Here is a 13,199-nt window from a genome sequence, read left to right on the forward strand (position 1 = left end):
AAATATTAAACATGAAATTTAGAGCTATTCTATTTGCAGTTGCTGTAAGCGCTTCTACCCTGGCGTTTGCACAGGAGACATCACAAAAGAAATTTTCACCACCTGCTGGGAATGCCTTATTAGGTGACACTTACGGAGCGGGAGTTGCTGCCAATACAGAGTCTAAAGCGATTACAGTAGACAAACTGGGAAAGAAACTTAAAAAGGAAAATAAGAAGTTGGAAAATGTAGCCATCAAAGGAAAGGTTACCGATGTATGTGAGAAAAAAGGATGTTGGCTGACTATTCAAACTGATGACAACTCGCAGTTTTTTGTAAAAATGAAAGACTATGCTTTCTTTGTACCTACAGCTTTAAAAGGTAAAAATGTAGTTTTAGAAGGAAATGCCGAAAGAAAAGTAATTTCTGTAGATGAACAAAAACATTATGCCGAGGATGCTAAGAAACCTCAATCGGAAATTGATGCCATTACACAACCTAAGGAAGAAATCAGGTTCCTGGCTAGTGGCATTAAAGTGGTAAACTAGAGATTTCTATTAATTGAATAAAAGATTAAAATCCCTCATAGATTTTACAGATTATATAAATTTAAAAAATTGAGAAAAAGATAATCTATAATTTCTCATTTTTAAGGATCTGAATCATAGTTTTCCTATTACAATATGTATCTGATTTTTTATTCGTAGAAAATATAAAAAGCAATTTCGGCAACCCTTTGGGTTGCCGAAATTGTTTAATCTTCTATTGTAAAATCTACTACTGCATCCAGCTTCGGATATTTATTAGACGAAACAAATTTCTTTCCTGTGCAATCTATTTCCAGCCAGCCTTTTCTTTTTTTCACATCTCCTGCTTCCATCACAAAAGGGACAAAAGAAATCTCATCTTTCCCATCTTCTTTCATCTCTCTATACTGAACAGCAATATCTAAAATACATTCATGTTCTGTATTCAATCTTACATTTCTATAGATAATATCATAGTGGGTTTCTTTGTTTTCAGGAATGTCCAAATAAGCTTCCCATCCGGTACTGTCTGAGTTCAGTTCACTGATTGCTTTCAATGCATAATATAGAGCAATAGTATAATATTTTCTGGTTCCTTTTCTGGTATAGTCATCTATAAAATGTCCGCCTTCAAATAAGATGGTAGGCATTCCTGCTTTTATAAAATTATCACCGGTTGAAGTTGGATAAAATTCATCAGAATATCTTCCGATCTGATTAGGGATCATTTCCTTTAAATGGGTATAAACATTTCCGATTACAGCCATACATTTTTTTCTGTTTTCAGTAACAGTACGTTCTACATTTTCAGAAGGAGCAAGAAAAGAAAGTGTAGCCGGATGAATACCGTCTGTTGTAAAAATGGTTCTCTGCTCATGGAGGTTTAAGGCATAATCATATTTCTTTGAAGCCGCTGCTTTTTTCAGAAACTTAATCTCCTTGCTTGCTTCATTATGAAAATCACGGTTAAGATCAATATCTGCTGCATTAAGCCTTGTCCATCTTTCAGATCCATCGGGATTGAGCATAAAAATAAAATCTAGTCTGATTTTACTAAATAAGTCATCCTTCATTTTGGGAACCTTATCAAGGCTTGTTAAAAGATCAAGCATGGCATGCGTAGCATTGGATTCATTTCCGTGCATTTGTGACCAAGCCAACACCTGAATGTTTCCGGTTCCTATGCTTAATTGATAAATAGGCTTCTCTAAATAAGAAGTTCCGATCTCCTGAATATAATCGCTGAGATTTGTCTGTAGGTAAGAAAATAATTTTTCAGGGGAAATATAGCGATTTGAGAAATCAGGGCTGGGAGAATAAATAGATTCAAAGTTCATTGCTGGAAAAATAATTTACTGGAATCAAATTTAACCATTTTAAGGCATACAATAAATATTAACATTTGTAAACACTGTAAATATAATGAAAATTGCGAAAATTATTGTAAACAAAATTTAGTTTACAAAAGTTAAATTCAGTATTTTATCTGTTATTAGAGTATTAACATACGTAACATTGTTAAACAGCTTATGTTGACAAATTGTCTGTTGATAAAATTGTGGATTGCGAATAATTTAATTAACTATATTTAATATATTTAAATTCAATAAGTTACGAAATTCATCTAAATGATATTTATAAGAATACTTGAAGTATTCAAAAGCTTATTACAGGACAAATATGTATATTTTTTTTAAACAAATAAGTTGTGGCTAAAATAGAAATTTACCGCTTTATATAAATGTAAACCGGATACAAATCTGAGAAATATCGAAATTTGATATGAATTTTATTTTTGAGAAGGCTTTAAAAGATAACAGAAAATTAATTTCATCAATTCATAGAAATTTACTGTTAAAATCTGTTGAAAATACTAAATAAAATCGATTTACAATAGTAACTTACCTATGTAAAGCTGTATTAAACTGCTATGTATACTATTCTGGCTATGATTTTTAAAGATTAGTGATTATTTCTCAATTTCTAGTCGATTAACATTGTAAAATAGATATGTATTAAAATTTTGAGGTTAAAAAAGGATCTTTATGATGGAAAAATCACCTATTTAGTCTGGTTTTTGAAGTTGTTTAATAGAAAAATAGCCTAAAAACTGTATCCTAGTATTGATTAAACATCGTTATTACAATATTAAAATACATTTGTAATTCAATATAAAATATCTATCTATCAGTATTTTACCTGCTTGTTACATTTGTATATTCATAATTATTTTAATTATTTACATTTGTATTTTGCTTTTGTAAATTTTATAAGTTACATTTGTAACATAATTAAAAGCTTATTTTTATGAGTTTAAACGAAAGAATTTCAAAAGTTATAGAGTACTCCCAACTTACCCCATCTGAATTTGCAGATGAGATCGACGTACAGCGTTCTTCAATTTCGCATATTACATCAGGAAGAAATAAACCATCACTTGAGTTTATCATAAAAATAAAATCCCGCTTTCCTGAACTTCTTTGGGACTGGTTGGTTACCGGTGAAGGTGAAATGCTAAAATCAGAATTACCGGAAACCACAATTCCGGAACAGCAGCCTGAAGAAGATCAGGTAAGAACAACACCTCTACCCGATCTTTTTACCATGATAAATGAAGATGACGAATTCGGAGTGGATGAAACCGAAACAGAGATTCCTATGGCAGCTCCTGGAGAATCGGTTATATCGACCAAAGATAAAGCTCCTGAAAAAATATCGGATTCTCAGCGATTAGAAAATTCACCTGAAGAAATATTAAGCCAAGTGATTGGAAATCAAAACAATAAAATAAAACGCATTGTTTTGTTCTATGAAAACGGAAAATTCGAGAGTTTCGAGCCTTAAATTTTAAATAGTACTACTGGCTATATTTTTGTTGGCTACTAATGCATGAATGATTTTTATTCGTGCATTAGTGGCCAAAAGCAATTGGATAAATCTCAAATATACTTTTTTCCATCTCTTGAATTTGCAAGAAAATATAAATTAATTCTTAGTGAAAAACACAACTAATATTTTTTGAACGCAAAGTTTTTATGAAAAATTATACTCTTTTTAAGGTTAAAAATAGCTCATCAATTTCATTAATTTTTCCTAATCGAACGTATAAAAATGTAGCTTCTTTAGCTACGAAGTAACCTACTTTGGCCTCTAATATAGGATATAAAAAATCATTTTTCTTCGTGTTTAATTTCAACTTAATTGTACAATTATGTGGATTTTTAATCTGCGAAAAAATATTTTCTTTGACGCAAAGTTTTTATAAAATATATGCTCATTTTAGGAAACAAAAAGGAATCAATTTTATTGATTTTTTCTAAGCGAACGTATAAAAATCTAGCTTTTTCAGTGATGCCGTCTACTACTTTGAACTCTATAAATCTCTATAATTTATACGAAAATAGAAGCCAAATCTTTATGAAAAATGCCAATTGAACTTCTTTTAAATTCAAAGATTTTATAGTAGAATTGAAGTATTTTTAATAGAACAAAAACAAAGTTAATTCACTATTTCTATTTGAATGCAGCTCTCTTCATTCATAAAAAACCTGACCACAAAAAGTGGCCAGGCTAAAAAATATTTGAAGAAGAAAACTAAAGCTATTTGCCTTATTTGTTTTTAAATTTTAGTGAATTCCTGAGATACGTTTATCCTTTTTACGATTCATTTATTAATAAACATCAGGAACTTTACGAATCTATTTTAGAAATATGATTTTTTTCGAAACCGGAAGATCCTGTCACATTGTAGTGCAATTACGTCCGTTGATTTTTTTCATGTATTAGTTTTTTACTGTTATATCAAATATAGAAATTAAAAATTAAATCAACAATAAAAATTAATTTATTTTAACAAATAATTAATACTTAAGATTGATTAATATTTAATTAACAATGTTTAATATTTTATATAATTTACAGAATTTATAACAAATATGATTTTTTAATTAAAATAACTCAAATAAAAAGACCCGCAGAATATGCGGGTCGTATCTTTATTTTGATAACAATTATTATTGTTTTTTTCTTCTTTCAAGCTCTTTTTTGATCAATCCAAGTTCTCTTCCTGTTTGTCCGGCTACAGAGGTGTTTTCCTGGGCTCTTCTTGTAAGATAGGGAACAACATCCTTTACAGGTCCATATGGAAGATATTTAGCCACATTATAGCCTTTATCAGACAAGGTAAAGGTAATATTATCACTCATACCGTAAAGCTGTCCAAAATAAACGTGTGGATTTCCATTTTCCAGAGATTTGGCTTTCATTTTATCCATAATCAATTCAGAAGAGATCTCGTTGTGCGTTCCAAAGAATGCAGATACTTTATCCAGGTGATTCATCACAAAATCAATTCCTGCATTATAATTCTTATCAGAAGCTTCCTTCGTAGGCTGAATCGGATCTGCGTATCCTTTTTCTGCTGCTCTGGCTCTTTCCTTCTCCATATAAGCCCCACGAACGATCTTATAACCGATAAAATAGTTTTTCTCTCTTGCTCTCTGAAGGTTAGCCTCCATATATTCCAGTCTTCCCGTTCTGTACATTTGAATGGTGTTCCAAACGATAGGTTTTTCCTGGTTATATTTCTCCATCATCTCTTCACAAAGTTGATCTGCTGAGTCCTGCATCCAGGTTTCTTCAGCATCTACCATCACTTTTTTGTCATTTTCATGACAAAGAGCACACACTTCATCAAATCTTTTGACTACTCTCGCCCATTCTTCCTTCTGACTCGTAGTAAGTTCTGCTCCCTTTCCAACAGCTTCATAAAGATCAATTCTTCCGAATGCCGTAGGTTTGAATACAATAAAAGGAATCGCCGGATTTCCTACTGAAAACCTTACAATATCTTTGATCTCTTTACACACTGCATCAAAAGTTTCTTCATCTTCCTTTCCCTCAATGGAATAATCGAAAATACTCCCAACTCCTCTCTTGAAAAGCTGTTTTACAACCTTCATACTTTCTTCACGGGTTTCTCCTCCACAGAACTGTGCAAACAAAGTGCTTTTTACAATTCCGGTAACGAATGGAAAGTTGTTGTGTACTGTAAAATTAAGAACGGATGTTCCAAGGCTGGTAAGAGCGGGCTGTTCAATCATTTTAAACATCCAGTAAGCCTTTCTCAACTGCGCATCTGTCTTGTCTGCAAATGCAACTTTAGTATCATTAAAAATGGGCATTCCTATTTATTAAATTTTGTTACGCAAAGGTAATAATAACCTTAGTTTATTTAAAGAATTTTTATTATAATTTATGTTCAATTCCATTTAAAAGCATGGCTATAATTCCTACAAAAACCCATAAACGTAAGATATTAAGAGTGAGAAAGTTACTCTTTCTAGTGGAGTTTAAAAAAAGGTAGATACAAAGAATCATTACAAATAAACCTCCTGCGAAATAGTAAGCCATAAATCCTGAGACTCCGGTTTTGGCAATAATTTTCATCGAAACCCCCATCGTTATCAAGAGTAGAGAAATGAGGATAATTTTTGTATTTCGGCTTTTAAAATAATTAGGGATGGTAATATATCCAAAAGCTTTGTCTACACTTCTGGTAAGGGTATCTTTTACAATATCAATACATAAAAGAATCAGGAAAAGAAAAACAGCCATCAGGAAAACCTTTTTGGAAAAGGTTTCGTAATACACCATCATTCCGAAGAACGGATACAGGGTAAGACTTACAAATGTGAGGTTATTCAGTATTAATATTCTGCTTAATTTATGACTGTAAAACCACATAAAAAACTGATAGACCACAAAAAAAATGAAAACATTATGAGAAATCATCCAGGCAACTCCTAATGAAATAGCACTTAATCCCAGATAAGCATATAGAAAATACCTCTGTTTGATAAAGCTCTGGATTCTGGTTCTGAAAGGCTTTACAATATGATCTTTCTCCAGATCGTAAAATTGATTGATAATTCCCCCTGCTAAAATTGTCAGAACTGTACAGAAAATAATACCGTGTACTTTAAAATCAAAGACAAAATTTCTGAACGATTCTTCCTGATTGAACAGGAAAAAAGTGGAAACATAGAGGGCAAATGTTAAGAGTGCCGCAACAAAAAAGCGAGCGCCGAGCAAAAAGCCCACGAATTGTGAAAATCTATAATATAAAGATTTTGAGATATATTTTTTGGATTGGAAAGTTTCTTTTTCAGAATTCATTTCCAACCTGTTTAAAATCTGTAAATCACTTCTTTTTGGAAGCCGTCAAGCATTTTTTCAGCTTTCTCATAATCCTGAGTAAAACCTAAAATGTAGCCACCACCACCACTTCCGCAGAGTTTTAAGTAATAAGCGTTGGAATCCAGACCTTTTTTCCAGATATTAAAAATGCTTTCAGGGATCATTGGACGGAAATGTTCATACGCCCAGTGAGAAAGCTTTTTAAGATTTCTGAAGAATGGATTCATGTCTTTTTTAAGGAAAGCTTCTATACAAGCATTGTTGTAACGGATGAATTCTTCTTTCAATGTTTTACGGAACCCTTCTGTCTTCATTTTTTCAAAGAAAATCTGAATCATAGGTCCTGTCTCTCCTGTAATTCCGGAATCAATCAGAAAAATAGCTCCTTTCCCTTCTTGTCCTTCAGGAATTGATACCCTGTCTAAATTTTCTTTGTTCTCGATGAGAATTGGCAGGTTCATGTAACAGATCAACGGATCCATTCCTGAACTTTTCCCATGGAAATAACTTTCCATTTCACCAAAAACCGCCTTTAGTTTTTTAAGATTATCTTTTGATATATTATCTGGATTCAGTTTGCTAATCGAATATTTTTCAAAAATAGCAGCCACTAAAGCGCCTGAACTTCCTACACCATATCCCTGTGGAATATTGGAATCAAAGAAAAGTCCGTCTGCAATATCTTTTTTGAAGCTTTCAATATCCAATGTAAAATCATCAGAAAGATCAAGCGTTGTAAGAAAGTCTGAGTATTTCTGCAGATGTCTGTTTGAATTAAGTTCAAATTCTGAAGCCAGATCTGAAAATTTTAAAGTTCCTTTGTAGAAGCTGTAAGGTACTACAAGCCCCTGGGAATCTTCAATCATTCCGTATTCTCCAAACAGGATTATTTTTGCATAAAATAAAGGGTTGGTCATATTGACAATAAATCTTTTTGCAAAGTTAAAAATTATTCCGCTGAATATAAGCAAAACCCGGACCGAATTCTCCGTTTTTTAGTTCTGCCTCTCACTATTGTTATATAAAAATACGAAAAAAGCTTGAGATTTGTAACATTTCCTCTTTAATTTATAATCAATCCTATTTTTTGAATGGCAATTAATATTAAGTTAAAAAATAAAAAAAGACGTTAAAAATAACGCCTTTTACTTTTTATAATGTTTCTCTGTCTTTTCTCATTTTCACCTTCAGAAATCGGATCAATATCAATCCTGCACCGAAGAATAAGGTCATGGACAAGGCTGCAATTCGCATATTATTAAAATGCTCAATTAACGTTGCAAAAATAAATGTACCAATGATAATGGCAATCTTTTCCAATACATCATAGAAACTGAAATACGTTGTATTTTCCATGGAATTTTCCGGAAGTAATTTTGAATATGTAGATCTGGACATTGCCTGAAGACCTCCCATTACCAATCCTACTACTGCTGCTACTCCATAGAATTGATATTCTACGGTTGGATTTTCTTTATTTAAGAAATAAGCCCATAAACAAGCTACAATCCATAGGAAGATAGCAATTGAAATAACGTTTTTGTTTCCTATTCTTTTGGATAATCTTGAGAAAATTACGGCTCCGATAATAGCTTCAATCTGGATCACCAAAAGAGTTCCGATAAGTTTATCCTGAGCTAAATTGATTTCACTTTTTCCAAATAAGGTTGCCATAAGGAAAATCGTCTGCATTCCTACACTGTAAAAGAAGAAACTTGATAAGAAAAACTTCAGATTTCTGTCTTTGAATAGCTCGCCTCCTACTTTAAACAATTCATGAAAGCTTTCTTTGGCAATATCCTTGTAAAAGCTCATATTATCTTTTAATACTTCAAAGAACCCGCCTTGTTCTTCGTGCTTTTTGAAGATATTTTTATAATTTAATAACACAAGATCTTTAGGAAGTTTATCTTTAACATCTCCAAATTGAGGAAGGTGCTTGAAGGTATATTGAGAAAACCCAAACCACCATGCTCCAGTCAACAGGAAGCTGATTCTTGTAAATAGCAACTGTTGTGCTGCTCCTTTAGCAAAAACCTGAATCAGCACCAAACACAATACCACTAAAACTACAGAGCCGATATATCCATACACATATCCTTTTGCAGAAAGTGCATCTTGCCTGTCCGGTGTTGCAATATCCGGAAGGAATGAGTTATAAAACACCAAACTCCCCCAGAAACCGACACTCGCTGTAATACTGAATAAAAGCCCCAGAAATACATTATGCATTCCCGTAAACATTGCTAATCCCATACATGATGTTGCTCCCAGATAACAGAAAAACTGCAGGAATGATTTTTTATTTCCAATAGTATCCGCCAATGAAGATAAAAATGGAGACAGTAATACAACAATAAAGAATGATATTGTTAGTGAGTATCCATATACTGCATCCGGCTGATATTCGTTTCCGAAAATTTTAATGGCGTGCCTTACCGGGACATCAATCCATCTTTTTGTTTCCGTCACATATTCCTTCTTCTCATACGCTGTGGTAAGAATAGAGTAATAAATGGGAAAAATGGTGGAAGTAATCACCAGGGAATACACAGAGTTTGCCCAGTCGTATACTGCCCAGGCTTTCATAATCTTTGGATTATTCTTTATGTTGTTGGGTTGTCGATTCTCAGTTTCAGACATTTCAAATAAATATTAGTAGCACAAAAATAGAAAAACCATTAAGAAATGGATAAGATTTTAAAAAAATTATCGATTCCTTAATGGTAATGTATTCTGAAACAGAATATTAGATATTTTCAATCACGATTGCAGAAGCTCCACCACCGCCGTTGCAGATTGCTGCAGCACCGTATTTAGCATTATTTTGCTTCAATACATTGATCAAAGTAACAATGATTCTTGAACCTGAACTTCCAAGCGGATGTCCTAATGCTACTGCTCCACCGTTTACATTTACTTTAGAAGCGTCTAATCCTAAGATTTTATTGTTAGCTAATCCTACTACTGAAAAAGCTTCATTAAACTCAAAGAAATCGATATCTGATACTTCTAATCCTGCTTTTTTAAGGGCAATAGGTAATGCCTTAGCCGGAGCAGTTGTAAAGTTTTCAGGTTCTTGTGCCGCATCAGCGTAAGAAACGATCTTTGCTAATGGTTTCAAGCCTAATTCTTCCATTTTCTCTTTAGAAACAAGGATTAGTGCAGAAGCTCCATCATTCAATGTAGATGCATTAGCTGCTGTTACCGTTCCTTCTTCTTTTTTGAAAACTGTAGGAAGTGTTGTAATTCTGTCGAAATTTACCGCTTTGTACTCTTCGTCTTCAGCAAAGATTACAGGCTCTCCTTTTCTCTGAGGAATAGAAACCGGTACGATTTCATCGTTGAATTTTCCTTCGCTCCAAGCTTTTGCAGATCTTTTATAAGATTCTATAGCGAAGTTATCCTGATCTTCTCTTTTAATGCTGTAGTCAGCTGCACATTTTTCTGCGCATACTCCCATATGTACTTTGTTGTATACGTCTGTAAGACCGTCCAACACCATACCATCCTGCATTTTAATATCTCCCAGCTTTGTAGCTACTCTTGCGTTATAATAGTGAGGAACCAAAGACATATTTTCCATACCCCCTGCAACAATTACTTCCGCATCACCAGCTTTGATTGCTTGTGCAGCCATTGTTACAGCCTTCATTCCTGAAGCACATACTTTATTGACAGTAGTGGAAGGAGTATTAATAGAAAGACCAGCTCCTAAAGCTACCTGACGAGCCGGCGCTTGTCCTTCTCCTGCCTGTAGCACATTCCCCATATAAATCTCCTGAACATTAGCAGGATCTAAACCAATTTTATCTAATGCTCCTTTTACAGCAGTAGCTCCTAATTTAGTAGCCGGAACTGTTGATAAACTACCCATAAAACTACCCATAGGTGTTCTTACTGCAGAAACAATGAATACTTCTTTCATGTATATAATTTTTATTTTAGCTAAAATGAAACCTAAGTTTCATATTTATAATTAAATTTATTTTGTTTTTATATAGACAACATTAAATTCCGACCCTGAAATCTTTGTATTGATCTTCAAAAGGTTGCCCTGAGTTGCCAACACTTTATTGCTGAAAACATCTCCAACCTGTATAGGATCATTCTTATCCGACTTTTCCATAACAATCGATTTATAATTGCAATCGTCCAGGAAAACCAATGTAGATTTTATATAGTCTTTCCCATTATTAGAATATTCGGTCTGAATATTATCCTTTATTATCATATGCCATATACCTTCCGGATAATTAGCTCTCAGAAATTTACCCTCTTTTATATTCACACATTTAGTCGGGTTATCCGGTTTTTTCTGTACTGCCTGCTGAGACTTGACCTGTATAGCCATCAACAACATCCCAGCTAAAAATACTTTTAAAAAGTTCATATTATATTTGAGTTCGTTGATTTACTTGTTTATTATTTCCTGCAAAAACCATCAGAAAGGCTCCTAAAAATTCTACTACCCACCCCCATTTTATCTTTACAATTCCTGCAAAAGTCTCTCTCCAGGATTTAAAAGGTAAAAAACTGAAGTAATCTAAGGACTGTAATTTAACGGCAACTAAAGTGAATGCAAATAAAAGAATAAGCAGAAATCCAAAAAACCTTACGATTTTCGCACTGTTATTGACAATTCCAAAAACGGCACATGCAGCAAAAATCCAGCATGTAATGGCTAAATAATGGTCTAGTTTCCAATAATTCCAGTTTCCTATAATAGGTACATGTACCAAAGGCAGAAAACTCCCTACCACCACTAATAACAATCCTAATAATTGAATATTTTTCATATTTACTAAAGTGCCAAAATACAAAAAAAAACACATTTTCAAATCATCTGGCATCAAACATCCATTTTCATTCCCTAACAGTCATTAGTTACAATAAATTACTTTTAATATTACATATTTCTCAATAATACATCAATTATATTAACGAATTAAAAACAACATATGAACGTTATAGTAATTTCCAAATCACCTTTTATGCTTATCAACGGTTTAGCTTACTAATGAATTGATTTAAAATAAAAAAATTGCACTTTCTTATGGAAAGTGCAATTTTATATTGTTTTATTATTATTTGAATTAGTGGCTCACGGAAGAGACATCTTCAGGCTTATGTTTATGCTTGAATAATACAGCAAAAAATATAGCAAGAACCAATGAATAGATGGCAAATGATAACCATATCTGCTGCCAGTCTTTGACCATAACAACAGAGGAAAGCGTACCATCAGAGTTTACTGCCGCATTGAAGCTGTTTTTCAAAATCTCCAAAAACGTAGGGTTATCAGGAGTTGTCTCCAAATAAGTAGATAAATCTGTAGCTGTTGTAAACTTATAGGTAAAGAACTTATCTATAGCCCATCCTGCGATATAACTTCCAAAAACAGCCCCAAAGCCATTGGTCATCATCATAAACAATCCCTGCGCGGAAGAACGGATATTTTTATCTGTCGTAGTCTCTACGAAAAGGGAACCTGAAATATTAAAGAAGTCAAAGGCCATTCCGTATACAATACATGAAAGGATAATTAAGGATAAACCGAAACCATCCGGCACTCCATAAGCAAAGAAACCGAATCTTAAAACCCATGCCAGCATGGACATCAACATTACTTTTTTGATCCCAAATTTCTTCAAAAAGAAAGGAATTGCCAAAATAAACAGGGTTTCAGAAACCTGGGAAATAGACATAATGATTGTAGATCTTTGTACTACAAATGAATCAGCGTATTTCGGGAAGTGAGCAAATTCACTTAAGAAAACATCTCCGTAAGCATTTGTTAACTGAAGAGCCGCTCCCAAAAGCATGGAAAATAAGAAGAATAATGCCATTTTATAGTTTCCAAAAAGCTTGAAGGCATTTAAACCTAATTGTTCTGATAAAGGTGAACTTTTATCAATCAGCTTTTGTGGTGGACATTTTGGTAAAGTAAGGGCGTAAATTCCTAAGAATATAGCTACTGCTCCTCCAATATAAAATTGTCCTTCTGTTGCTTTGTTTCCACTAAGGTTAGTGATCCACATGGCTACAATAAAGCCAATAGTACCCCATACTCGGATTGGCGGGAAATCTTTCACTACATCCATATTATTATTCTTTAGAATAGTGTAGGAAATTGAATTAGCCAAAGCAATAGTAGGCATATAGAAACACATTGCAACAAGCATCACCGAAAAGAAAGAATTAGGATCTGCAGAATGCGGCAATATGAAAAGCATAGCCCCGTAAAGAATATGTAATACTGAAAATATACGCTCGGCATTTACCCAACGGTCAGCAATAATCCCAGTAATGGTTGGCATAAAAATAGAAGCAATTCCCATTGTTCCGAAAACAGCTCCAAACTGTGTTCCTTCCCAATGTTTAGTACCAAACCAGAAGTTCGCCATCGTAATCAGCCATGCTCCCCACACAAAAAACTGGAGAAAACTGAGGATGGTCAGTCGTAATTTTAAATTCATTTTTATATAAAGTATC

The 13,199-nt window shown here is 33.3% G+C and carries 11 protein-coding genes; 2 read left to right on the forward strand and 9 right to left on the reverse strand.

Annotated features, from left to right (window positions below; all coding sequences use genetic code 11):
* Positions 1-11: 11 nt before the first annotated feature.
* A complete protein-coding gene (locus EL260_RS14635) occupies positions 12-527 on the forward strand; it encodes a DUF4920 domain-containing protein (protein WP_123856051.1) in 516 nt (171 codons plus the stop codon).
* A 206-nt stretch (positions 528-733) separates the two neighbouring features.
* Here EL260_RS14635 and EL260_RS14640 read toward each other — a convergent pair whose 3' ends face one another.
* Positions 734-1,843, reverse strand: a complete 1,110-nt coding sequence (locus tag EL260_RS14640) for a M14 family zinc carboxypeptidase (RefSeq protein WP_123856052.1) — start codon at positions 1,841-1,843, stop codon at positions 734-736.
* 970 nt (positions 1,844-2,813) lie between these two features.
* On the opposite strand from EL260_RS14640, the gene EL260_RS14645 reads away from it, so the two are divergent.
* Entirely contained in the window at positions 2,814-3,350 is a 537-nt protein-coding gene (locus EL260_RS14645) for a helix-turn-helix domain-containing protein (protein WP_123856053.1), read from the forward strand.
* A gap of 1,169 nt (positions 3,351-4,519) precedes the next feature.
* Here the strand turns inward: EL260_RS14645 and EL260_RS14650 are convergent.
* The 8 genes from EL260_RS14650 to EL260_RS14685 form a co-directional block, all read right to left on the reverse strand.
* Positions 4,520-5,689: a proline dehydrogenase family protein gene (locus EL260_RS14650; RefSeq protein ID WP_123856054.1), complete on the reverse strand. Its 1,170-nt coding sequence runs from the start codon at positions 5,687-5,689 to the stop codon at positions 4,520-4,522.
* A gap of 64 nt (positions 5,690-5,753) precedes the next feature.
* Positions 5,754-6,683, reverse strand: coding sequence for a UbiA family prenyltransferase (locus tag EL260_RS14655; protein WP_123856055.1), 930 nt, complete (start codon positions 6,681-6,683; stop codon positions 5,754-5,756).
* An 11-nt stretch (positions 6,684-6,694) separates the two neighbouring features.
* Positions 6,695-7,621, reverse strand: coding sequence for a mevalonate kinase family protein (locus EL260_RS14660; protein ID WP_123856056.1), 927 nt, complete (start codon positions 7,619-7,621; stop codon positions 6,695-6,697).
* A 235-nt stretch (positions 7,622-7,856) separates the two neighbouring features.
* The gene (locus EL260_RS14665) at positions 7,857-9,347 is read right to left on the reverse strand and encodes an MFS transporter (protein ID WP_123856057.1); all 1,491 of its coding nucleotides are present in this window, start codon (positions 9,345-9,347) and stop codon (positions 7,857-7,859) included.
* 106 nt (positions 9,348-9,453) lie between these two features.
* On the reverse strand, positions 9,454-10,632 hold the full coding sequence (locus EL260_RS14670) for an acetyl-CoA C-acyltransferase (protein ID WP_123856058.1): 1,179 nt from the start codon (positions 10,630-10,632) through the stop codon (positions 9,454-9,456).
* A 57-nt stretch (positions 10,633-10,689) separates the two neighbouring features.
* Entirely contained in the window at positions 10,690-11,097 is a 408-nt protein-coding gene (locus EL260_RS14675; RefSeq protein WP_123856059.1) for a hypothetical protein, read from the reverse strand.
* 1 nt (position 11,098) lies between these two features.
* Positions 11,099-11,503, reverse strand: a complete 405-nt coding sequence (locus EL260_RS14680; protein ID WP_123856060.1) for a hypothetical protein — start codon at positions 11,501-11,503, stop codon at positions 11,099-11,101.
* A gap of 297 nt (positions 11,504-11,800) precedes the next feature.
* The gene (locus EL260_RS14685) at positions 11,801-13,183 is read right to left on the reverse strand and encodes a nucleoside permease (protein ID WP_123856061.1); all 1,383 of its coding nucleotides are present in this window, start codon (positions 13,181-13,183) and stop codon (positions 11,801-11,803) included.
* Between the last annotated feature and the right edge of the window lie 16 nt (positions 13,184-13,199).

It is taken from the genome of Chryseobacterium nakagawai (assembly GCF_900637665.1).
Lineage (GTDB): Bacteria > Bacteroidota > Bacteroidia > Flavobacteriales > Weeksellaceae > Chryseobacterium > Chryseobacterium nakagawai.

Excerpts from the sequence above, each read along its gene's own strand:
- EL260_RS14635 (WP_123856051.1), top strand. The coding sequence starts at position 12 with ATGAAATTTAGAGCTATTCTATTTGCAGTTGCTGTAAGCGCTTCTACC.
- EL260_RS14640 (WP_123856052.1), bottom strand. The coding sequence starts at position 1,843 with ATGAACTTTGAATCTATTTATTCTCCCAGCCCTGATTTCTCAAATCGC.
- EL260_RS14645 (WP_123856053.1), top strand. The coding sequence starts at position 2,814 with ATGAGTTTAAACGAAAGAATTTCAAAAGTTATAGAGTACTCCCAACTT.
- EL260_RS14650 (WP_123856054.1), bottom strand. The coding sequence starts at position 5,689 with ATGCCCATTTTTAATGATACTAAAGTTGCATTTGCAGACAAGACAGAT.
- EL260_RS14655 (WP_123856055.1), bottom strand. The coding sequence starts at position 6,683 with ATGAATTCTGAAAAAGAAACTTTCCAATCCAAAAAATATATCTCAAAA.
- EL260_RS14660 (WP_123856056.1), bottom strand. The coding sequence starts at position 7,621 with ATGACCAACCCTTTATTTTATGCAAAAATAATCCTGTTTGGAGAATAC.
- EL260_RS14665 (WP_123856057.1), bottom strand. The coding sequence starts at position 9,347 with ATGTCTGAAACTGAGAATCGACAACCCAACAACATAAAGAATAATCCA.
- EL260_RS14670 (WP_123856058.1), bottom strand. The coding sequence starts at position 10,632 with ATGAAAGAAGTATTCATTGTTTCTGCAGTAAGAACACCTATGGGTAGT.
- EL260_RS14675 (WP_123856059.1), bottom strand. The coding sequence starts at position 11,097 with ATGAACTTTTTAAAAGTATTTTTAGCTGGGATGTTGTTGATGGCTATA.
- EL260_RS14680 (WP_123856060.1), bottom strand. The coding sequence starts at position 11,503 with ATGAAAAATATTCAATTATTAGGATTGTTATTAGTGGTGGTAGGGAGT.
- EL260_RS14685 (WP_123856061.1), bottom strand. The coding sequence starts at position 13,183 with ATGAATTTAAAATTACGACTGACCATCCTCAGTTTTCTCCAGTTTTTT.